This window comes from Mucilaginibacter mali (assembly GCF_013283875.1).
Classification (GTDB): Bacteria; Bacteroidota; Bacteroidia; order Sphingobacteriales; family Sphingobacteriaceae; genus Mucilaginibacter; species Mucilaginibacter mali.
In genome coordinates, this window is record NZ_CP054139.1 from 4,325,662 (window position 1) to 4,347,152 (window position 21,491).

Here is a 21,491-nt window from a genome sequence, read left to right on the forward strand (position 1 = left end):
GCACAGCCCCCCGCCGCTCCTTGCAATGACATTGGGGTCACACCATCAACACCATCAAAGCATCCAAAACCCTGCCCTCAACCAGCAGGGTTTTTGCTTTTAGCTGCAATTGCAATTCGCGGGTATGGCTATCGCCAATGGTAGCATCCAGTATTTCTTTTATTTCGGGGGTTTGGGCAAATGTGTTAACAGCCTCGTCATCGGGCAAAGCGGTCAGGTTGCCCAGTTGGCCAAGGTCGTTGCCGGTTAATACCGATGAATTACGGATGTTATAAGGCAGTGCATCGATCCCGATACCTATATGTCGGTTAGGTTTTTCTACCATAAACAGGTTATCAGGCGTAACGCGGCAGTACCAATCGCCGCCCAGGCGGGCCACATGATCCATTTTGGTTTGATCGATCTTACCATCGGCGCCCAAAACGGCTTCGTTAATATGCATCAGTTTGATCTCGGCAAGGATCAAATTTCCGGCGCCGGGGCCATCGCCCAAAGCGATGATGTCGTTCACCACACATTCAAACTGCACGAATGATTCGGCTACACGCGGCGGCTTCACCAGTTCAGATGGCACCCGTGTAAAGCCTGCCTTTTCAAACTCGCAGACACCTTTGGCATACTCCACACTGCTTAACGATGTTTGCTGCACCATGTGATAGTTCACGATGTTAATGACGCACTCCTTTACCTCTAACAAATTTTCGAGGCTGTGCTTGGTAGTATTATCGCGAACCCTGCGCGCCGGCGAGAAAATACACACCGGCGGATTAGTGCTGAACATATTAAAAAAACTGAACGGGCTGAGATTGGTTTTACCCTCGCTATCGATGGTGCTTACCAGTGCAATTGGTCGCGGGGCTATGGCATATTGCAGGTAATTCTGCAATTCCATAGGGGTTAGGTCGGCTACATTCAGGCTTAACATATTGGCGATAAAGGTATAAATTTAACGGTAATAGTATCATAGCCACATTAGGGCGTAACATTTTTTAAAGCCTGCGTAAAAATAAACTTAACATAAAATTAACATAAACATGATAGCTTTGTTACAAGTCATAAATCATCCGCATGCAACAACGCCTCTACCGCTCGGCATTCCCAAATGCAAACGATCTGTTCTATAACCATTTTAACCATGTGGCAGAAAATGCCGTGGAAATGGCTAAACTACTTCACGAGGCTATCACCTCCGACGATGAACAGAAGCCGCAATATAACGCCATCAACCGCCTGCGGGCCAAAAGCCAGGAGTTGACACACCGTGCATCAAGCGATTCGGGCAAGTCGTTTATCTCTCCGTTCGACAGGGGCGATATGTACAGCCTGGTGAGGGCAATAGATACCGTAGCTGGCTTTATCAATATATCATCGCGCCGTATTAATCTTTACCAGCCGGCCAGCATCACTCCCCCGCTTAAAGAATTAGCCGGCTTGATTGTTGAATGCTGCGTGGAACTGGAGAAATGTGTACACGCGATAAGCGATATTAAGAACACAAAAGCCATTACCGACTGCATTAACAGTGTAAAGGCGTTGGAACACTATGCCGATAAGGTATACAACAAAGCCGTGGCCGACTTACTGACCGGCGAACCAAACGCTATCGAACTGATCAAATACAACGAAATTTTGCACGCGCTGGAAACCACTACCGATAAATGCGAGCAGGTAACTACGGTGATAGAAAGCATTGTGGTAAAGAATAGCTAATATACAAATGTGCGTATTAGCAGATGTGCAAATGATTTGATTTTGAAAAATAGCTGCATATTTGTGTATCTGCACATCTGCTATGCGTCTAAAAAAAACATCACTTTTATTCCTGCTTGCCGGGCTATTCCTGCAATTAACGGTTTTCGCCCAGGTAAGTCCTAAATATCAGTTAAAGGCCCAAAACTATGTATTGGCTAAAAACTATTACCTGCTTAACCTGGTACAACTTTCGCCGCAGGTAAAACGCCTGCTGATCAATGACCCCGAATTAACTAAAGTAGCTTCGGATAAAGTTGAAGCGATAAAAGCATCGCTCGATTGCAAGGATGCCGCCTGCTACACCAGCCAGCTAAAATTCACCAATGAAGAGATAAAGATAGTTGGTAACAGGCTGGCACAACTATATAAATCCAACAATGCGCTGGGCCTGCTGGTAAAAAACGACCTGATCCCATCGGGCGCTTATATCCTTAACAAAAACCTGTCGCCGCAGCAACAATTGGTAAAAGCCTGGGAGCAGGATGCAGAGGGCGTTAACTACGCCATCAGCGTTTATGCCGATGGGAAAAAGCCCCTTTATGCCGATATCGATTCCATCAGCTTTAATGTAAAGGCAAAGGCGTATCCGGCAGTTTTGTTCGATGCGGCCTCGGTAGCGCTGAGCGAGTGCAAAGGCAGCAAACTTTTTTTTGAACCGGTGCTTACCTACGCCCTGCAAGCTATGGAAATAAACGGCCGCCACGATGCCGCCAACTTCGAACCACTTAGTGCCGGATTGAACAAGGTTGCGTTGCAAAATATTAAACAAACCAACTGGAGTAAATACAAATACTCGGCTATATTGATATTAGGTGCAGGCCCGGGCGATCTGCTGACTTCCATCAGCGCTACCGGAATGCTGCGTTGCCGTATGGGTGCCGCGCGGTATTTCGCCGGCCTTGCCCCTTTCATCATCGTTTCGGGCGGGATGGCGCATCCCTATAAAACTAAATACTGCGAAGCGGTGGAAATGAAAAAGTTTTTGGTTGAGAACCTGCACGTACCTGCTAAGGCTGTAATTGTTGAAACCCAGGCCCGCCATACCACCACCAACGTACGTAACGCTGTCCGGTTAATTTATCATTACGGGATGCCGTTTAACAAGGCATTCGCCACGGTAAGCAGCAAAAGCCATGTAGAATCAGTTGCTGCCAGCATGGCCGAACGTTGCATTAAGGAGTTGAAATATGTACCTTATAAAGTAGGCAATCGTATAGATGATAACGCGCTTGAATTATACCCTCTGGTTGATGCCCTGCAAATTAACCCGATAGAGCCGCTGGATCCGCGGTAGTTGACTCCCTTTATTAACCAATTTGTCATTTCGAACGAACTATGTGGTGGGAGGTGTGGTTGCGTAAGGAGAGATCTTATACATGCGACCGGCTGCGCATATAAGATTTCTCACCCTTGCCTCACTTTTGCCCCTCCCACTAAGGGTTCGAAATGACAAATCATATTTAAAAAGAGGGACCAACACGATAACCTCAAGAGGGGAAATAAAAAATCCGCCTAATTATAAAACGTCCACGATACGCCAAGCTTTAGCGCCCTGTCCTGCATGGGGTAGCGCACCACGGTATAAAAACCATTGCTTTGCAGGCCCTGGTTGGCATAATCGTACTGGATGAACAGGTTGGTGCGCTGCAAGGTAGCCTTTAAGTATACGCTGGCGTATGGATACGAATTATAGGTAACATTGGCCCCGTTATAAAACTGCCCGATACCAATGGCATAAGATGGCGCAACATAAGGTGTATTATAACGTACGCTAAGGCCGCCCACCATGTCGATAGCATCAAATAAACGCTTACCATAGTACAGATTGCTGTACAGGTAAACCTCGGGCGTGCGCAGGGTAGATTGATAATCGGTTTTTTGATATACCAGGTAATTATCAAAATGGATGCGGCGCCAGGTGAGTTTCTTTTCAACGCTTAGTTTCAACAGGTTGATGGGTGCTGTAATTTGCTGTGGCGTGGCATCAATACCCCCGGGCTGCGCGCCAAAGTAGATATAATCGTTTATCATGAAGTACTCGGCCTTCAGATCAAGCTGCAGGGCATCGTTAATATAGTTGAACGATACGTTCTCTGTCTTCTGGTTCTTCAGATCGGGGTGGAAGATGTAATGATTGGAGATCCAGCTGGATGCTACCAGTGGCGGCGCGTTGTTTTGCGCATAGGCGCCTAATATAATACGCCCAGTTTTGTTGTTCCCGGCCAGGGTAAACTTTACATCGTACAAATAGTCGCCAAAGTTGCGCCCCTGCGCCACCTGGTGAAAATCGGCATCAAGCAATACCCGGTTGCTAAATTTATAGCCCAGTTTAGCCCTTAAGGTGATGTTTTGAAAAGTGGCAGCCTGCTTCTGCGTTTCCTGGCTTAACTTACCAAATACGGTCAGCACCGAATCGCTTACGTATTGCTTGTAATTATACAGATCATGGATCAGACCAAGGTCGAGCTTTAACTCGTTCTTCACAAAGCTTACCGATTTTGGCCGCAGGTAAAAACTATACGAAAACTCGTTATGGATATCCTGAACATAGAGCGAATCGTTAGATAGCACCGAGTTGAAATAATAATCGGGGAAAACTTTGTAGGTATCGGCCCCGCTTTGGAAATAGCCATACGTTTGCTTGTTATACATAAACGTATGCATTACCCGTTGTGTAGGCTGTATATTGGCCAGTTCGTTACCCCGGGCGGCGCTATCAATATGGCCGATATAGTAAAACTGCTTCAAATAAAAGCCATTGTTGGTGATACGGGCTTTTGCATTTGGCAATCGTACAGCCTCGGTGGTTTTATCAAACGATCCTTTTGTGAATACGCTATCGTTCAATATACCGCCGCTTTCGGGCGCTTTTAGATTATTGAAAAAGATATTGGTAAGCAAATTATACCGCTTCCCCTTCGATTCGTACCAACTGAAGATGGCCGCGTTCAGCTCGCTTACATTCTGCCGGTTATAATACCCGGTCGAACCGATGATGTCGAACTTAGCGCCAATATTTAGTTGCGGGTTGATATTTTCGCTCACCACTGCCTTAAATACCTGTTCCTTTCTGCCCGCCGTGTATAGCTGCAGGTTACTGTAGGGTACCCTTGCCCGGTAATAGGTCATATCCTGCGGGTACATCATGTAAGCATCCAGGTAATGCAGACCTACATCAAAACCCACCTTTTTTTGCGGCTCAAAAAGCAGCGGGCGCGATGCTAAACCTAAACTACCCAGGCCAATGGTAGGGTGTTTGGGCTGATAAAGCGGACTGTAGTTCTCAAAATTAACAATGCCTGTATCCAACTGCAATACCTGGGTGCTGTCGCTCAGCAGGCGCTCGTTGGTTATGCGGATAAATTTGGCCGAAAACACCACCGAATCGTGCTTGTTCTCTTCCTTTTTACGCAGGCTGTCCATCATTTCGGCCTCGGTCATGGGTTTAACCTGGCGCCGGGTGGTGGTATCGGGAAACATGGAGCTTTGCTGTTGCTGCTGCGTTTGGTTGGGATTGGTAAACTGCGCGAACGCGGGCTTCACAAAAAAGCACACCATCAGCAATAACAGGTATTTAATTTTTTTGAACATTAAAGGCCGGCAATCAGTTCTTTTAAAATCAATGTCATATTTGGTTCGGCATCCTGGGCCACCTTTATAATTTCCTCAACCGATACCGGTTTCAGCGTATCAGGGAAACCTTCGTCGGTTAATACCGATATGGCAAATACTGGCAATCCCATGTGGTTAGCTACAATTACTTCGGGTACGGTGCTCATGCCTACCGCGTCGCCACCAATAATGCGCAAAAACTTGTACTCGGCACGGGTTTCCAGGTTAGGGCCGCTCACGGCTACATAAACGCCCTTGTGGCAGGTAATATTATTGGCTGCTGCAATATCCAGCGCTTTATCAATCAGTTCAAGGCGGTAAGGTTCGCTCATATCGGGGAAACGCGGGCCTAACTCCTCCTCGTTGCGGCCAACCAAAGGGTTATGCGGTTGCAGGTTAATATGGTCTGATATTACCATCAGATCGCCTTTTTTAAAGGTTTTATTGAGCGCGCCGCTTGCGTTTGATACCAGCAGGGTTTTAATGCCCAACATTTTCATCACCCGCACCGGGAAAGTGATCTGCTGCATGTTATAGCCTTCGTAATAGTGCAGGCGGCCCTGCATGGCCACCACCTTTTTACCGGCCAGCGTGCCAAATATCAGCTTACCCGAGTGGAACTCTAAGGTAGAGATGGGAAAATCAGGAATGTTCGAATACATCAGTTGCTTTTCAACTGTAATTTCGTTTACCAAACCGCCAAGGCCGGTACCTAATATAATGCCTACTTCGGGCTCAAAATCGCCAATGCGGTTTTTAATGTAAGCCGCGGTGTGCTGTATGCTTTCTAACATAATCGTTAATTAGTGTATCAAATTGTTGTTTGCCATTATTTAAAAATTCCGTGCCGATGGGCAGGGTATAAAATGGCAATTGCCGCGTTAAAGGGAGCAGTTCCTGTTCTCCTAAACGCTGCATATCTTTTTCTGTTGTGATAATTATTTTTTTATCTGATGGGCATGTCTCAACATCAGCAGCAAGTTTAGCAATATTTTTTAAGCTAAAGCGATGATGATCGGGGTAATTGTGATGGATGACCTGGGCGCCCCATTGTTTAATGTAGTTGAGCATGGGTTGGGGCTTAGCAATACCGGTCAATAAAAACACGGTGGTATTATCATCAACCTGTACATCAGCAGCCTTACCATCCTTATCCTGCAAGGGCAAATAATTTATCGTGGTGAAAAATAGTTGCTGATGTGCGTAAGGTTTTACAATTCCCTTTAAACGCTTTCGCTCATCAACGGAAATATCCGCAGGGCATTTACTGATGACGATCACATCCGCCCGCTTTCGCCCGCCAAAAAATTCGCGGCGGTTACCGGCCGGCAGCATCAGGTTAAGACCCTGTAGTTGCTGATAATCGAATAATAAAATGCTGAAGCCCGGTTTAATGGCGCGGTGCTGATAGGCATCATCTAAAATAATTACATCGTTACCTGCAAGCAGTTGCTGCGCGCCAGCCACTCTATTTTCGCATACGGTTACATTTACATCCGGGAATTTATGCTTAAACTGCGCTGGTTCATCACCAATTTCGGCTGCTGTAGATGTTATATCCGCTTTTATAAAACCGGTGGTTTGGCGCCCATAACCCCTACTTAAGCTAGCCAGTTGATATTGGTTTTTGAGCAGCCGGATGAGGTATTCGGTCATAGGCGTTTTGCCCGAACCGCCCACATCTAAATTACCGACGGAAATAATGGGGATACCGAAGCCCGTGCTTTTAAAAACGCCCGCATCATAACACCAGTTGCGGATGGCGGTAACCAGGCCGTACAGTAGCGAAAAGGGTAATAAAAGCAGGCGTAAATACTTCATTTTGGCGGGTAAAGATACGAAACTACGGTCAACAGCGGTTTAGTCATCGTATAATCTCGCATAACCCGCTACAGCTACACTACCAAAACTCCACCCACCGCCTGCCATTTTTTTGAACACATCTTTTTAATCTGATATAGGCTTTCGCTGTTACACAGGATATTTGCTCACCGTATTCAGGTCGATAACCCGGATTTGGCTTGGGCATGCGTAAAAACCTGAGAAAAATATCGATAATAACTGTTATAAATGGTGGCGAAAGCTTGTCAGTATCCCTAAAAACCACGGCAGTGGTGAGAAAGCGAAAATCTGAACAAACACATGCATTGCATTATAAATCAGCATGTTGCGTGTTCAATTTTTGTTCAAAAAAAGCACTTTTTTGTTCAATTATTTCTTCGCGTGAAACAGATATGCCTTTCCCGAACTATGAACTTGCAATTTCAAAAGATGCGCCCTTACGATAGTACACGAAAAAGCGTCTTAATACCTGATCTTCAGTTTCAGCAAAATAAAATGCAGCAGCCAGATAGGGCCGATCAGAAGGAACTTGACGTCATCTAAAAACGAGGGCTTCTTCCCCTCTATTTTATGCCCGATAAACTGCCCGATCCACGATAGCACAAACACCACCAGGCACGATTGCCATAGCGCCGGTCCGCCGGTGGTATGCCATTGCTCCAGCACTGTGATGCCGTAGCAAAAGCCCATTACAATAATGAGCATCAGATACGATAGCACAGGCGACAATTTATAGTAATAAAATATAGCAAAGGCGATAAGGAACGATGCCCAGTTGAACATCCCATTATACTTACCCAAAAAACCGATATGCGGAAACGGGATAGCCCACACCAGGCCCAGCAGGCTGAATACAATCAGCGGCACGCAGATCCAGTGGATCAGTTCGTTGGTCGAGTTCTGATGGCTTTCGGCATATTTATCGAAATAAATATCAACTTGCTTTTTAGGTTCGGATGGTGCTTTCTTCTCTTTCATCGCGGAGGAATTGGAATGTGTAAAGTTGGCGTTTTTTTGGGGTTGCGGCAAGTAGAGCCACATATTATATCTATTGTCATTGCTGTAAGTAATATAATCCCGGCGGCCTCTAATGGTTTTTATGACATGCCGATGAAAGCCCCCTCTAAATCTCCCCCAAAGGGGGAGACTTTGGAACCCTCTCCTTTGGAGAGGGCAGGGTGAGGCTTCAGCGGTAAAACAAACATGTCATTGAGGAGCGACAGCGACGTGGCAATCCCATAGGCAGGTCCACGTTGCATGTCCTATGGGATTGCCGCGCTATCGCTCGCAATGACAGAGGGGCGTAAAACTGAGAGCGCCCACCTTACGGCCGGGCGCTCTCAGTTTATAAAAAAATCAGTGAAATCCTCCTAAAATCGATGAAATCACCAAAATATTTTAGATGTGGATAGGACGTTTATCCGTCGCCGCCAAGCAAGCCTCACGCATGGCCTCGGTATAGGTTGGGTGGGCGTGGCTGGCGCGGGTAACATCCTCGGCACTGGCGCGGAACTCCATGGCGATCACACCTTCGGCAATCATATCAGCCGCGCGCGGACCGATCATGTGTACGCCCAGTATCTCGTCGGTAGCGGCATCGGCCAGTACTTTTACAAAGCCATCCAGATCGCCGCTGGCACGCGCACGGCCGCTGGCCTTGAATGGGAACTGGCCTGTTTTATAAGCCACACCGGCAGCTTTCAACTGTTCTTCGGTTTGGCCAACGCTGGCAACTTCAGGCCAGGTATAAACTACGCCCGGTATCAGGTTGTAGTTGATGTGTGGTTTCTGGCCGGCTAATTGCTCGGCAACCAGCGTACCCTCATCTTCGGCTTTGTGGGCCAGCATGGCGCCGGTAATCACGTCGCCAATGGCGTAAACACCTTTAACGCTGGTTTCCAGGTGTTCGTTCACCGGGATCTTACGGCCACGTTCTTCAACGGTGATGCCAATATTCTCTAAACCTAAACCATCGGTATAAGCAACACGGCCAACGGCTACCAGGCAGTAATCGCCCTTCAGTTCGCCTTTTTCGCCTTTAGGGGTATCAAAGGTAACCGTCACCTCTTTACCCTTTACGGCAGCGCCGGTAACCTTGTGGCCCAGGTAAAAATCCATGCCCAGTTTAGTTAATACCTTTTGCAGTTCTTTACCCAATGCCTTATCCATAGTTGGGATAATGCCATCCATGTATTCAATAACCGATACTTTGGCGCCCAAACGGGCATAAACCGAACCCAGTTCCAGGCCGATAACGCCACCGCCTATCAGTACCAAATGTTTAGGCACTTCGCTCAGTGTTAAAGCTTCGGTTGAAGTAATGATGCGTTTCTTATCGATCTTCAAAAATGGCAGGCTTGATGGTTTTGAACCGGTAGCGATGATCACGTTGGTGGCGGTGATCTCGGCTACAGTGCCATCAGCTTTGGTTACCTTAATGGTATTTTTATCTTTAAACGAACCTACACCGGTGTGTACCTCAATTTTATTTTTCTTCATCAGGTAGGTGATACCGCTGGTATTGGCATCAACCACTTCCTGCTTGCGTTTGATCATGCGGCCAAAATCGAATTTCAGGTCTTTTAACTGGATACCGTGATCGGTAAAAGCATGCGCGGCGTTATGGTAATGTTCAGACGAATCTAACAGCGCCTTGCTGGGGATACAGCCCACGTTAAGGCAGGTGCCGCCCAGGGTGTTATATTTTTCAACAATAGCGGTTTTTAAACCTAACTGGGCGCAACGTATAGCAGCCACGTAGCCACCCGGACCAGAACCTATAACGATAACATCATATTGCATAGCAGAAAGTATTTTTAATTGGGCAAAGGTAACATTCTAATAAATAAAGCGGTACACCATATCATGGTTTAACGGTAAAATTTCTATTTTAGATGAGTCACAATTAGATACCTACGCATCATGACAACCAATAACACCCTGGCCCAACCGTGGAGCATCAGCCAAAAAATACTGTTCCGGTTCGCATTCTTGTTTTTCGCGCTGTTCATATTTTTCTTCCCCAATGCCGGTGCGCCCGGTTTGAACCAATTGTACGACCTTTACATTATCCCCATGCACAACCTGATGGTTTGGATGGCCGCGCATGTGTTCCATTTGACCAGGCCCCTAACCGTATTCACCAACGGCAGCGGCGATACCACTTACGATTGGTTAGTGCTATTCATGGTAGCCATCTGCTCGGTAATTGGCGCGGCTATATGGACGGCATTGAGCAAAGGGCAAATGAGTTACGACCGGTTATACTACTGGATGATCATCGTATTGCGCTATTATGTAGGCATCACTATGCTGGCCTATGGGTCGGTAAAAGTGGTTCAATTACAGTTTCCTGCCCCTACACCGTGGCGACTGATAGAACCTTATGGCAATTCATCGCCGTTTACACTGGCCTGGACCTTTATGGGATACTCGCGCGGGTATAATTATTTTACAGGTATAGCCGAAGTTAGTTGCGGTATATTGCTGCTGTTTAAACGTACATCATTGTTTGGCGCGGTTATCGCCTTTACTGTGGCGGCAAACATTACAGCCATTAACTTCTGTTTTGATGTGCCGGTAAAAATTGTTGCCAGCGCGCTGCTGTTAATGGTAACCGTTATCCTACTGAAAGATATGCAGCGCTTTATCGACTTTTTCTTCCTTAATAAAACCACCGGCCCGGCAAACCTTACCCCACGCCGCTTTCAAAAAAAATGGAAGAACATTACCCTGATCGTAGTTAAATACGTACTGATCGTATATGTAACATTATCCAATGTAGACAATATGATCAGCGGCTATCATAATTACGGAATGGGTGTAAAACACCCGGTACTTTACGGCGTGTTCAATACCAAAAGTTTTGTGCTCAACAAAGATACCATCGCGCCGCTCACTACCGATACTACCCGCTGGCGGCTTTTGCAGATCACCAGCTTTGGCAGGGCGGCTGTTGTAATGATGAACGACAGCGCCAAAAACTACAGCTACAAAGCCGATACCGCCAAAAAAACGATCACCCTGGGCGATATGAAGGACACGACCTGCAAATACGTTTTTAATTACACTTTAAGCAAGGATAGCGTGTTGCGGATGGATGGCATTGGCCCGGCCGGACAACTAAGCGCCGAATTTAAGCGCTTTAATGAGCAGAAATCTGTACTGATTAAACGCGGGTTTCATTTTGTGAACGAGTATCCGTTTGCGAAATAGGGCAAATACCGAAGGCTAAAAAAGCTGAATTAACATCATTTTTAGCAATTTTAACTGATTTGTTTTTCATTCGTGTTCCGTTATATTTGGTTATGATCAGACAATTAAACGCAGCAGACGCCGCGGCATATCGCGCGCTTCGGTTAACAGCTTTACAAACGGAACCCGACGCGTTCTGCTCAGATTACGAGATTGAAAATAAAAAGCCCGAACTGTTTCTTGAAAAATGCCTGAGAGAAAATTCGGAGGTGCCGTTTGCTTACGGCGCTTTTGAAGATGACCACCTGGTAGGCATTGCCGGCTTTGCAGGCGATGAGTTGATACAGCTTTACGTAGCCCCCGATCATCGCCGCCGCGGCTTAGCCCGCGAACTTGCTTTGGCCGTAGCTTCGCACGCTTTTAGGGAAGTAAAGTTGCTGCTGTATATTAATGTGGCCGTGGTACTGCACGATAAAAATGCGCAGAAGTTTTACGAAACCATTGGCTTTGAAACCACCCGTATGGATAATTACAAGCACAATGGTTATGGCATACAATTGTTAGCGCTTAGCAGAAGCAGGCATAGGTAAGAGGCGGTCGGGTACAACTATTTATTGTAAGTGTTGGTTTGGGATGATATACCTTGTGTGTAAACTCATCTTCGCATCCCCACCCTCAACATTGTTACATCAAATAAATTTCAATACCTTAACTTCGTAGTACCAAAAACTTTAACTGATCTGATCATGAAAAAAATTTCTACCCTGTTAATGGGTTTGCTGCTTTGTTGCGGAGCGGTAATGGCCCAGGGCTTTAACAACGCGCAGGCCCAGGCCGATGCGCAGTACATTAAAGACCATTATACCAAGATGGAGAAGCTGATCCCCATGCGCGACGGAAAAAAGCTGTTCACCTCCATTTATGTCCCTAAAGATCAAAGCCAGAAATACGGCATCGTAATGACCCGTACGCCCTATACCGTTTCGCCTTATGGCGAGGCTATGCGCGGCACATTGGGTCAAAACATGCTGTTCGCCCGCGAGGGTTATATTTTTGTTTACCAGGATGTGCGCGGCCGCTACATGAGCGAAGGCGACTTTGTAAACATCCGTCCGCAACTTGGCCCTAACCATGGCCCTAAGGATATTGACGAAAGCACCGACACCTACGATACCATCGACTGGCTGGTGAAAAACGTACCGGGCAACAACGGCAGGGTGGGTATACTGGGTATTTCGTACCCTGGCTTCTACTCTACCGCATCGCTGCCAAACGCGCACCCGGCACTGAAGGCTGTATCGCCGCAAGCACCGGTTACCGAGTGGTTCAAGGGTGATGATTTTCACCACAAAGGCGTGTTCTTTGAGATGGATGCCTTCGCGTTTTTGACCGGTTTCGGTGTTCCTCGTCCTAAGCCAATTTTACCACAGGATATCAAAAACCAGATCCGCACCAACGTAAAGGATAACTACAAATTCTATTTAGAGCAGGGCGCCTTGCCTAACCTGAAAAAGAACTTCCTGGGCGACTCGGTTAAGTTTTGGGATGATATGATGAACCACCCCAACTACGATGAGTTTTGGAAAGCCCGCAACATATTGCCACACTTAACCAATATTAAGCCAGCGGTAATGACCGTAGGCGGTTTCTTTGATGCCGAGGATGCTTACGGCGCACAACAGGTGTATAAAACCATCGAAAAGCAAAACCCGCAAACTGTTAAAAACATGCTGGTATTAGGCCCATGGTTCCACGGCGGCTGGGAGCGCGGCGATGGCGATATTTTTGGCGATATCAACTTCGGCCAAAAAACCAGCGAGTACTTCCGTGCCAATATCGAGTTGCCCTTTTTTAACTATTACCTGAAAGATAAAGGCACCATGGACCTGCCCGAAGCCAACATCTTCATCACCGGCAGCAACGAGTGGAAGAAGTTTGCCAAATGGCCACCGCAAAACACGGTTGAAAAAACCATATACCTGCAGCCAAACGGCAAACTGAGCTTCAGCAAACCAAATGTAGTTAACAGCTTCGATCAGTATATGATCGATCCATCTGCGCCAACTCCTTACCAGGATGGCATACAGGCCCGCCGCACCCGCGAGTACATGATAGACGATCAGCGCTTCGCCTCGCGCCGCCCGGATGTACGTACTTTCCAAAGCGATGTATTGACAGACGATATCACGCTTACTGGTCCGGTTATGGCCGACCTGTTCGCATCTACCACAGGTACCGATGCCGACTTTGTAGTTAAACTGATAGACGTTTACCCTGACGACGCGCCAAACCCATCGCCAAACCCAAAAGGGGTGATCATGGCCGGTTACCAGATGCTGGTGCGCGGCGAGATCTTCCGCGGCAAATTCCGCAACTCTTTCGAGAAGCCGGAGCCGTTTGTACCGGGTAAAGTAACCGAAGTAAAATACGACCTGCCCGATGTTGGCCACACTTTCAAGAAAGGCCATCGTATGATGATCCAGGTGCAGCACTACTGGTTCCCGCTGGGCGACCGTAACCCGAATAAGTTTGTAGATATCAACAAGGCTAAAGATTCGGATTTCCAATCGGCTACCATGCGTTTGTATCATGATAGAACCGCGCCATCGAATGTGAAGGTGACGGTGCTGGAGAATTAAAGAAACACAACCCGTCATGCCGAACTTGTTTCGGCATCCCATCTGACTGGTCATCGGGCTGCATAGTTCACCTTGCATGTGGGATGCCAAAACAAGTTCGGCATGACAATAAGATATTTTTACCGCGATGTAATCGCCCCGATAAATCAACAATGAAAAAAACAACGTTACTCCTTAGCCTGCTATGCACACTGGCTATTTCGGCCACAAAAGCCCAGCTACTTACCCCCCGCGATAAATTTACCCGGGCCGACAGTTTGCATGGCAACCAGAACGCGCCATTGCGCACCTGTTACGATATTAATTACTATCACCTGGATGTGAAGTTTGATATCGATAAGAAATTTATCAGCGGCAGCAACCTGTTTAAGTTTACCGCCACGCGCGATTTTAATAAACTACAGTTCGATCTGTTCGCTAACCTCACTATCGAGAAGGTGGTTTATAAAGGTAAGGAGCTGACTTACAAACGCGAGTTTAATGCCGTGTTCCTTGATTTTCCTGCAACCATAAAAGCCGGCAGTAAGGATGAGTTTACCGTTTACTATTCGGGTAACCCAACCATTGCTAAAAATGCCCCATGGGATGGCGGCGTAGTGTTCACTACCGATTCGCTGAAAAAACCATGGGTAGCCACCGCCTGCGAGGGTGTTGGCGCAAGCATCTGGTGGCCTAATAAAGATCAGCTGACCGACGAGGTGGATAGTATCCTGATCAGTATCAGCTGCCCTACCGGCTTAAAGGATGTATCAAACGGCCGTCTGCGCAAAGTAACCGACCTGAAGAACGGCTATACCCGCTTCGATTGGTTTGTATCAAACCCCATCAACAATTACGATGTGGAAGCTAACATTGCCGATTACGCACACTATAGCGAAACCTACGCCGGCGAAAAAGGCAAGCTGACGATGGATTTCTGGCCACTATCATACAATTTGGATAAAGCCAAAAAACAATGGGGCGCCAATGTAACACCGATGCTTAAAGCTTTCGAATATTGGTTTGGCCCGTATCCGTTTTATGAGGATGGTTACAAACTGGTAGAAACTCCGCACCTGGGTATGGAGCACCAAAGCGGTGTGGCCTATGGTAACAAATATCGCAATGGCTACCTGGGCCGCGACCTTTCGGGTACCGGCAAGGGCCTTACCTGGGATTTTATAGTAGTGCACGAAAGCGGGCACGAATGGTTTGGCAACAACATTACCGATAAGGATAATGCCGATATGTGGGTACACGAGGGTTTCACCAATTACTCGGAATCGCTATTTATTGAGCACTCAACCGGCAGTAAGGAAGCCGGACAGGAGTATGTGCATGGCACCCGCCGCGCCATTGCCAACGACAGGCCGATCATTGGTTTTTACGGTGTAAATAAAGAGGGCAGTGGCGACATGTACTACAAAGGCGGCAACCTGCTGAACATGGTGCGCACCATTATTAACGATGATGCCAAATGGCGCGAAATATTGCGCGGCCTGAACAAAACCTTCTACCATCAAACCGTAACTACCGAGCAGGTGGTTGGCTATATTAACGAGCAGGCTAAAATGAACCTGACCTCAATTTTCGACCAGTACCTGCGCTATAAAAACATCCCTACACTGGAGTTTAGGGTAGAGAACGGCCGTGCCGTGGCCCGCTGGATAGCCGATGTAAATGGCTTTAACATGCCGGTGCGCGTACGCGTTAAGGGCGGCGAGTATAAGTTCATTACCCCCTCAACCCGCTTTGCACCTGTCGATCTGCCTGGGGTAACAAGGGATAATATCGAGGTAGATACTTTTAACTATTATATCGGGGTGTTGGTTGATTAAGCCCGCCCCAACACCGTCATCCTGAGCGATAGCGAAGGATCCCCGAATTGCAGAACGGTCATGCATAGTTTGGGATCCTTCGCTATCGCTCAGGATGACGTAATTGTTGCATTACCCCAGCTTCGCCCTTATCCCCTTCGGCAATTTCGCCTTCACTAACTCATACGCTTGCCTGATATAATGCTCCCATTCATCCTGCGTAAAGCGGTCAGCGGCGCTGATGTGCACCCATTTGTAGCGGCCGACATAAGCCGCCACACTGATATCGCGCGATGTGCTCAATTCCTCAAACTCATCATCCCTTACCTTTAACGTTACCCCGAACGGGCCGTTAAGCCCGGTAACGCAAAACATTTTTTCGCCGATGCAAAAGCACAGGTCTTGCTCCCATTTTACATCTTCGGTAGCTGATGGCAGCGACAGGCAAAAGGCGCGGAGTTGTTCGATATTCATGATAAATTTGTCTTGAGTTTTATACTAAATATCATTTCGAACGAGCGGGGCTGACCTGTGTGTTAGCGCGAGGAGAAATCTTATACAACATGTATTATCAATGTGCTTAAACTAAACGTATAAGATTTCTCCTCATCCCCCTACACATTCCCTGCACTGATTCGTCGAAATGACAATTTGTTGAACATCTTTAACGACTTACACCCCCACCAAATCATCCGGAAAGGTCAGCTCAAAAGTACTGCCCACATTTTCCTCGGAGGTGATATTGATATGCACGTGGTGAAAGTCGGCGATGGATTTCACTATCGGCAAACCCAGCCCAAAACTATCCTGCGCCATAGATTGGCGGAATTTTTTAAAGCGGTTAAAAATATGCGGCAGCTGTTCGGGGCTTATCCCTATACCTGTATCAGCCACCCTTAACATAAAGCCACCCTTAACCGGCTGCCCGCTGATAGTAATGGTGCCGCCCTCCTTGTTGTACTTAATGGCATTATTCACCAGGTTAAAAAACAGGTTAAACAGCAGGAACTTGTTTACGCTCTTCAACCTTACATTAGCCGGCAGCTGTATCTCGCAAGTGATATCTTTTTGCTGCAGGCGGATGGAGATCTCATCGTAAACATCCTGCAAAAGTTCATCGGCGCCAATTGTATCCTCCTTTAAAAACTGCTCGTTCTCTATTTGCGATATCAGCAGCAACGTTTTGGTAATGGTTTTCAAACGGTTCAGGATGCGTTGCATCTCCAGCAGACTGATCTTCAATTCATCCGACACATCCTCCTGCTCAAAAAGGTTTTCTATCTTCGATTGCAGGATGGATATCGGCGTCATCAACTCATGCGATGCATTCGAGATAAACTCCCGCTCCTTTTGAAACGTGCGCTCAATGGTTTCTATCATTTCGTGGATACTCATGTCCAGGTACTCAAAGTCGGTAGTACTGGTCTGTACCTTTTTATAGGCTGCAAAATTGGGGAACTTCTGTCCCCGCAGCTTGGTTTTAATAATCAGGCTCAGCGGGCGCAATACATAGTTAGAGTAAAACAGGTCGGCCAGGATGGTGAGGATCACCATGCTCAGCAGCACCTCAAACGCTATATTTTGCAGGGGCGTGCTTGTTTCGCCAATGGTATTTACGCTTTTGGCTACCTCCAGCAGGTAATTAACTTTATCAATTTTAAAGGTATGGCTTAAAATGCGGTAGCGGATGGTATCGCCCTCAACTGCCCGGCGTTCGTTACGGATGGTATCCAGCAATTCGTTGGGCGGGGCAAACTCAATACTCACATACTCTTCCTTTAGCGGGGTGTAGCTGGCATAAGCTTCGTTATCTTCAATAAAAAACTTGATGCCCTTGTTGTGCACCACCTGCAGCACTTTGTCCTTTTGCTTGCGCAGGCGGGTATCGGTATAATTTTGGTTAATGGTTTTGATAAGCGAAGGCAGCAGCGCCACAAAAAGCAGCACAATTACCAGTTTGGATACGGTATTGAATAAAGTAAGCTTAGTTTGAAGTTTCAATACTTACAGCGTTATCCTGTAGCCCAAACCGCGCACGGTTTCCAGCCAGTCAGGCGATTCGTATACGTTTAATTTCTTGCGAATGTTCTTAATATGCGCATCGATATAGTTACTGTCATAATCATCATTAACCACACTGCCCCAAATATGTTCGCTTAATTGCGGGCGGGTAAGTGTACGGTTTTTGTGCAGGATGAGGTAAGCGATCAGATCGAACTCCTTTTTGGTGATGGCACTGATCATGACGCCATTATGTGAAATGGTACGGTCGGTTAGGTCGATGCTGAAGCTGCCCAATTTTACCGTATTGTTTTTAATGCCAAATTTGCGGCGCATAATAGCCTGCATGCGGCTTTGCAGTTCAAGCAGCGAGAATGGCTTGGGCAGGTAATCGTCAGCCCCCATATCCAGGCCTTTGATCCGGTCGTACACCTCGGCACGGGCGGTAAGGATCAGGCAGGCGGCCTCGGCATTGCTTTGTTTGGCTTCCTTTAGCAGGTCAAGTCCATCGTAGTCGGGCAAACCAAGATCTATCAGTATAAAATCGTATTTATTTACCGCTATCTTTTCCGATGCGGTTGTACCGTTAAAGCAGGTTTCGCACAGGTAATTATTCCCTGTCAGGAAAATTTCCAGTTCGCTGGCCAGTGCCTTTTCGTCTTCAACAATTAAAACATTCATAATGCTTTATTAATAAAAAAGGTAATAAAAGGTTAGGTAAAAAAACACTTCCTTATGATTTTTCAGCTGCCCCTCCACGTTTACCGGGATGGAGTAGCGTGTATTAGCCTCGATGGTATAATGCGGCCTGTTGTAAGCAATAGGCAGTTTAAAACTATAGTTCATCGGCTTAAACTGGCGGTTATAATGCGCGGTGCGCAAATCGTCGGTATCGTGCCCGAAGCCGATCTCGGGATCCGGGTCGCTACGCTCATTGTTCGAAAACTTCTCCACAAAATTTTGTGTGCCCCATATCATACTGATGCCCGGCGTAAACGACAGGTAGTCCTTATCATCAAAAATACCAAACTTGGTTTCGATATACTTATTAATGGATGGCGTCACAAAAATATCGTTGGCCTTACCCCATAGGTAATCGAAACTTACGCTGGTTTTAAAAAGCTTCCAGTCGTAGGTGTTCTTCATGTTCAGGTCATTGGTCGATAGCGATTTGATGATCTGCGTATTGCGGTTGAAAAAGAAGTGGGTGTAGCTGGTGGTACCGCTTAGTTTAGGGGTGATATGATACAGGTAGCCCACGCCAGCGTCAACCTCATCGATAGTAGGGTATGATCCCGATACCTTCCAAAGCGTGCCATAAGCAAATAAGCCCGATTTAAAGTTATACACCGCATCGGCTGTATAGTAGCGGTAGCGTTTGGGGCTGGTTCGGCCAAAAAAGCTGGCATCACTACCACCAGTGATCCCCAATGAAAGCGATTGCTTATGGATAATAGTATCTGTATCGGCACGGCCGGGGCCATATCCGTCGTTAATAACGTACAGCCTTTTAGTTGCCGCCCCGGCATTAAAGCAAAGTATAGTTAAGGTAAGGGCACAAATGTATCTCATTGGTTGCGGCTTTTATTATTCATCCTTAATTATCTATTCTGCGGGGTATTTCTGGCGGGCGTTCCATACCATCCGGACGGCGCTGTCTTTTGGGTTTATCCTTTTTAGCGTCGGCTCCTTCATCAACCTTTTCAGGTTTTGGCTGCTTCTTAGCTTTGGCCACCTCCTTCACCTTAGTATCTGGCTTGGCGGATGATTTTAGTGTTTTAACGGTATCTGCAACCATGCTCACCATAGGCCCGGTGAGCATGCCCTGCGGCAAGGCAATGCCATGCTGATTACCCTTTTGCCTTATATCGGCAAGTAATAAACATGGCACGGATACCAATAAAAAAACAATATACAAAAACCGTCTTACCATATAAAATCAGGTCCCCACAAATTCATGCTCAAATTAATACAAATACTAATTGCCTGAGTAGCTTTTTTTTCGATCTTTTATCCCAACCCTTCCGCAAAGCCTGTAAGCCAAAACCGTTTTTTAATTAAAACAGCGCCTTAAAACAGGCGCTGTTTTATTATAATTAACAGGGAGAGAGGGAATCTTCACCGGCCCGCATTACGGGCCTGCTATGTTAATTGGTTAATTAAGGGCATTCATAAATTTAGATGTAAACATCTGGTTGTATTCGTCAACAAACACACAGGCCAGTTGCTGCAGGCGGTTCACCAGTTCGGTACCTACCTTTATACCCAGCATAATTACCGGCGTGGTCATGGCGCCGGCCAGTTCGGCGCTGGTGCTCATTACGCATACACTTTTCGCATCAACGGCGGTATCCTCATCGCGCTTTACCGATGTAGCCACGGCCATATTGCTGATGTTAAAATCGGCATAAGGTTTCATATTTTGCTCCGGATCGGCATCGCCGATGGTCCACTGGCGGCCATCAGGTTGCAGGCCCCAGGTAATCAGGTCGCCGGCGGCATTAATTACGCCACTGCTTACACCTTCCATTTGCAAAATATACTTAGCGCGATCAGCCGCGTAGCCTTTAGCAATGCCGCCAAAGTAAATGCGCATGCTTTTTTCCGTTAAAAAAATAGTGTTTTCGGCAGCGTTCAGTTCTACTTTCAGGTAGCTTAAATTGGTGCCGTAGGTGATATCAAATGCGCCCTGGGTAAGTTCGGCTATTTTAAGCGACCGGTCTATCAGCTTATATAATTCGCCGCTTACCTTTACCGGGGCAATGCCGGCGTTATGGTTGATCAGGTTGGCCTGGCTATCCTTACTTAAGGTGGTCAGGAGTTTATCTACACGTTTTATCTCGGCAATGGCGCTGTTTACACGTTCCTGCGCCCAAACCGCATCGGTTGCCACCACACTGATCTCAAAAGGGGTACCCATCAAACTCACGTTCTTTTTATGAACGAAGCTGCTAACAATACTTTTAACGACTTGCATATCAAAAATTCAAATTAATACCTACAACCCTGTTACCCCTTTGCCAATGCCACAACAAGGTGTAGCATTAACAATATCTAAAGTAGGCGTGTATTATGAAATTGAGATGAAAACCAAAGGATTATGAATTTTTAACATCAATTTAACATTTGAATATTCATAGCGCAAATATTAAAGCATGCAATAAAGCCGTAATAGAATTAATATATTATTTTCTAACAGCACGTTTATACTTCTATAAATGTTTCACTATCTAAATTGAATATTGACCGAAGATGGGGTAGTTGATCGTGAAACGCGTAAAATATCTCTAATTCAACCGGAGTAATAAATTGCTTGATATGTATTATTTCAAACTCTCTGTCAAATTCATAAACTCTTAAATTGTTAAGATTATAAAAGTTTATGGTAAAATACTGATAATTCCCAACCTTATGATATTTTATAAAAAACAGCAATTTATCGTCTTCTTTATAAACAAAATTTTCCAGTACACAATCGCCCAGAATAGTTACATTATTAACAGTCACAATCCCGGTGAATGGGCCCCCCATACGAAGTCTTTCTTCCGGATCAGTTATACTGAGTTCTAAACCGGCAATTGAAATTTTGTACATCTATATCTAAGATATAAAAAAGCCCGGCTTGCAAACGCAGCCGGGCCTGATATATGTTTTA

At 46.4% G+C, this 21,491-nt stretch carries 20 protein-coding genes; 7 read left to right on the top strand and 13 right to left on the bottom strand.

Annotated elements, in window-relative coordinates:
- Window positions 1–37 precede the first annotated feature (37 nt).
- Window positions 38–925, bottom strand: a complete 888-nt coding sequence (locus HQ865_RS18150; protein WP_173416264.1) for a flavin reductase family protein — start codon at window positions 923–925, stop codon at window positions 38–40.
- A 143-nt stretch (window positions 926–1,068) separates the two neighbouring features.
- Between HQ865_RS18150 and HQ865_RS18155 the strand changes: the two genes are divergently transcribed.
- The gene (locus HQ865_RS18155) at window positions 1,069–1,710 is read left to right on the top strand and encodes a DUF47 domain-containing protein (RefSeq protein WP_173416265.1); all 642 of its coding nucleotides are present in this window, start codon (window positions 1,069–1,071) and stop codon (window positions 1,708–1,710) included.
- Between the two features lie 82 nt (window positions 1,711–1,792).
- Window positions 1,793–3,046: a YdcF family protein gene (locus HQ865_RS18160; protein WP_202020401.1), complete on the top strand. Its 1,254-nt coding sequence runs from the start codon at window positions 1,793–1,795 to the stop codon at window positions 3,044–3,046.
- 218 nt (window positions 3,047–3,264) lie between these two features.
- Here the strand turns inward: HQ865_RS18160 and HQ865_RS18165 are convergent, their stop codons facing one another.
- The 3 genes from HQ865_RS18165 to lpxK are packed head-to-tail and all read right to left on the bottom strand — an operon-like array spanning window position 3,265 to window position 7,185.
- Window positions 3,265–5,343 (bottom strand): putative porin, encoded by a 2,079-nt coding sequence (locus tag HQ865_RS18165; protein WP_173416266.1) that lies wholly within the window; start codon window positions 5,341–5,343, stop codon window positions 3,265–3,267.
- A complete protein-coding gene (locus HQ865_RS18170) occupies window positions 5,343–6,158 on the bottom strand; it encodes a purine-nucleoside phosphorylase (protein ID WP_173416267.1) in 816 nt (271 codons plus the stop codon). Before HQ865_RS18170 ends, HQ865_RS18165 begins: the two co-directional genes overlap by 1 nt.
- Window positions 6,121–7,185, bottom strand: a complete 1,065-nt coding sequence (gene lpxK, locus HQ865_RS18175; RefSeq protein WP_173416268.1) for a tetraacyldisaccharide 4'-kinase — start codon at window positions 7,183–7,185, stop codon at window positions 6,121–6,123. Before lpxK ends, HQ865_RS18170 begins: the two co-directional genes overlap by 38 nt.
- A 206-nt stretch (window positions 7,186–7,391) precedes the next feature.
- Between lpxK and HQ865_RS18180 the strand changes: the two genes are divergently transcribed.
- Window positions 7,392–7,652: a hypothetical protein gene (locus tag HQ865_RS18180; RefSeq protein ID WP_173416269.1), complete on the top strand. Its 261-nt coding sequence runs from the start codon at window positions 7,392–7,394 to the stop codon at window positions 7,650–7,652.
- Window positions 7,653–7,668: 16 nt separating this feature from the next.
- Here HQ865_RS18180 and HQ865_RS18185 read toward each other — a convergent pair whose 3' ends face one another.
- Both HQ865_RS18185 and lpdA read right to left on the bottom strand, forming a co-directional pair.
- Window positions 7,669–8,184 carry an Mpo1 family 2-hydroxy fatty acid dioxygenase gene (locus HQ865_RS18185; RefSeq protein WP_173416270.1) on the bottom strand — a complete coding sequence of 172 codons (516 nt, stop codon included), beginning with the start codon at window positions 8,182–8,184 and terminating at the stop codon, window positions 7,669–7,671.
- Between the two features lie 420 nt (window positions 8,185–8,604).
- Complete coding sequence (lpdA, locus tag HQ865_RS18190; RefSeq protein WP_173416271.1) at window positions 8,605–10,008, bottom strand: dihydrolipoyl dehydrogenase; 1,404 nt, start codon at window positions 10,006–10,008, stop codon at window positions 8,605–8,607.
- Between the two features lie 120 nt (window positions 10,009–10,128).
- Between lpdA and HQ865_RS18195 the strand changes: the two genes are divergently transcribed.
- The 4 genes from HQ865_RS18195 to HQ865_RS18210 all read left to right on the top strand — a co-directional run bounded on the left by HQ865_RS18195 (window position 10,129) and on the right by HQ865_RS18210 (window position 15,856).
- Entirely contained in the window at window positions 10,129–11,421 is a 1,293-nt protein-coding gene (locus tag HQ865_RS18195; protein ID WP_173416272.1) for a hypothetical protein, read from the top strand.
- Between the two features lie 92 nt (window positions 11,422–11,513).
- On the top strand, window positions 11,514–11,990 hold the full coding sequence (locus tag HQ865_RS18200) for a GNAT family N-acetyltransferase (protein WP_173416273.1): 477 nt from the start codon (window positions 11,514–11,516) through the stop codon (window positions 11,988–11,990).
- A 156-nt stretch (window positions 11,991–12,146) separates the two neighbouring features.
- Window positions 12,147–14,039 carry a CocE/NonD family hydrolase gene (locus tag HQ865_RS18205; RefSeq protein WP_173416274.1) on the top strand — a complete coding sequence of 631 codons (1,893 nt, stop codon included), beginning with the start codon at window positions 12,147–12,149 and terminating at the stop codon, window positions 14,037–14,039.
- A gap of 152 nt (window positions 14,040–14,191) precedes the next feature.
- Window positions 14,192–15,856, top strand: coding sequence for a M1 family metallopeptidase (locus HQ865_RS18210; RefSeq protein ID WP_173416275.1), 1,665 nt, complete (start codon window positions 14,192–14,194; stop codon window positions 15,854–15,856).
- Between the two features lie 111 nt (window positions 15,857–15,967).
- Here the strand turns inward: HQ865_RS18210 and HQ865_RS18215 are convergent, their stop codons facing one another.
- The 7 genes from HQ865_RS18215 to HQ865_RS18245 form a co-directional block, all read right to left on the bottom strand.
- On the bottom strand, window positions 15,968–16,309 hold the full coding sequence (locus HQ865_RS18215) for an MmcQ/YjbR family DNA-binding protein (RefSeq protein ID WP_173416276.1): 342 nt from the start codon (window positions 16,307–16,309) through the stop codon (window positions 15,968–15,970).
- Window positions 16,310–16,507: 198 nt separating this feature from the next.
- On the bottom strand, window positions 16,508–17,836 hold the full coding sequence (locus HQ865_RS18220; protein WP_173416277.1) for a sensor histidine kinase: 1,329 nt from the start codon (window positions 17,834–17,836) through the stop codon (window positions 16,508–16,510).
- Window positions 17,837–17,839: 3 nt separating this feature from the next.
- On the bottom strand, window positions 17,840–18,517 hold the full coding sequence (locus HQ865_RS18225) for a response regulator transcription factor (RefSeq protein WP_173416278.1): 678 nt from the start codon (window positions 18,515–18,517) through the stop codon (window positions 17,840–17,842).
- 9 nt (window positions 18,518–18,526) lie between these two features.
- Window positions 18,527–19,408: a hypothetical protein gene (locus HQ865_RS18230; RefSeq protein ID WP_173416279.1), complete on the bottom strand. Its 882-nt coding sequence runs from the start codon at window positions 19,406–19,408 to the stop codon at window positions 18,527–18,529.
- A 25-nt stretch (window positions 19,409–19,433) separates the two neighbouring features.
- Window positions 19,434–19,769, bottom strand: coding sequence for a hypothetical protein (locus HQ865_RS18235; protein WP_173416280.1), 336 nt, complete (start codon window positions 19,767–19,769; stop codon window positions 19,434–19,436).
- Window positions 19,770–19,991: 222 nt separating this feature from the next.
- Entirely contained in the window at window positions 19,992–20,813 is an 822-nt protein-coding gene (locus HQ865_RS18240) for an FAD:protein FMN transferase (RefSeq protein WP_173416281.1), read from the bottom strand.
- A 227-nt stretch (window positions 20,814–21,040) separates the two neighbouring features.
- The gene (locus tag HQ865_RS18245) at window positions 21,041–21,430 is read right to left on the bottom strand and encodes a hypothetical protein (protein WP_173416282.1); all 390 of its coding nucleotides are present in this window, start codon (window positions 21,428–21,430) and stop codon (window positions 21,041–21,043) included.
- Window positions 21,431–21,491: the final 61 nt, after the last annotated feature.

Bases quoted from the DNA above. Each gene is read 5' to 3' on its own strand.
- HQ865_RS18150 (WP_173416264.1), bottom strand. From the start codon at position 925: ATGTTAAGCCTGAATGTAGCCGACCTAACCCCTATGGAATTGCAGAAT.
- HQ865_RS18155 (WP_173416265.1), top strand. From the start codon at position 1,069: ATGCAACAACGCCTCTACCGCTCGGCATTCCCAAATGCAAACGATCTG.
- HQ865_RS18160 (WP_202020401.1), top strand. From the start codon at position 1,793: ATGCGTCTAAAAAAAACATCACTTTTATTCCTGCTTGCCGGGCTATTC.
- HQ865_RS18165 (WP_173416266.1), bottom strand. From the start codon at position 5,343: ATGTTCAAAAAAATTAAATACCTGTTATTGCTGATGGTGTGCTTTTTT.
- HQ865_RS18170 (WP_173416267.1), bottom strand. From the start codon at position 6,158: ATGTTAGAAAGCATACAGCACACCGCGGCTTACATTAAAAACCGCATT.
- lpxK (WP_173416268.1), bottom strand. From the start codon at position 7,185: ATGAAGTATTTACGCCTGCTTTTATTACCCTTTTCGCTACTGTACGGC.
- HQ865_RS18180 (WP_173416269.1), top strand. From the start codon at position 7,392: ATGCGTAAAAACCTGAGAAAAATATCGATAATAACTGTTATAAATGGT.
- HQ865_RS18185 (WP_173416270.1), bottom strand. From the start codon at position 8,184: ATGAAAGAGAAGAAAGCACCATCCGAACCTAAAAAGCAAGTTGATATT.
- lpdA (WP_173416271.1), bottom strand. From the start codon at position 10,008: ATGCAATATGATGTTATCGTTATAGGTTCTGGTCCGGGTGGCTACGTG.
- HQ865_RS18195 (WP_173416272.1), top strand. From the start codon at position 10,129: ATGACAACCAATAACACCCTGGCCCAACCGTGGAGCATCAGCCAAAAA.
- HQ865_RS18200 (WP_173416273.1), top strand. From the start codon at position 11,514: ATGATCAGACAATTAAACGCAGCAGACGCCGCGGCATATCGCGCGCTT.
- HQ865_RS18205 (WP_173416274.1), top strand. From the start codon at position 12,147: ATGAAAAAAATTTCTACCCTGTTAATGGGTTTGCTGCTTTGTTGCGGA.
- HQ865_RS18210 (WP_173416275.1), top strand. From the start codon at position 14,192: ATGAAAAAAACAACGTTACTCCTTAGCCTGCTATGCACACTGGCTATT.
- HQ865_RS18215 (WP_173416276.1), bottom strand. From the start codon at position 16,309: ATGAATATCGAACAACTCCGCGCCTTTTGCCTGTCGCTGCCATCAGCT.
- HQ865_RS18225 (WP_173416278.1), bottom strand. From the start codon at position 18,517: ATGAATGTTTTAATTGTTGAAGACGAAAAGGCACTGGCCAGCGAACTG.
- HQ865_RS18230 (WP_173416279.1), bottom strand. From the start codon at position 19,408: ATGAGATACATTTGTGCCCTTACCTTAACTATACTTTGCTTTAATGCC.
- HQ865_RS18235 (WP_173416280.1), bottom strand. From the start codon at position 19,769: ATGGTAAGACGGTTTTTGTATATTGTTTTTTTATTGGTATCCGTGCCA.
- HQ865_RS18240 (WP_173416281.1), bottom strand. From the start codon at position 20,813: ATGCAAGTCGTTAAAAGTATTGTTAGCAGCTTCGTTCATAAAAAGAAC.
- HQ865_RS18245 (WP_173416282.1), bottom strand. From the start codon at position 21,430: ATGTACAAAATTTCAATTGCCGGTTTAGAACTCAGTATAACTGATCCG.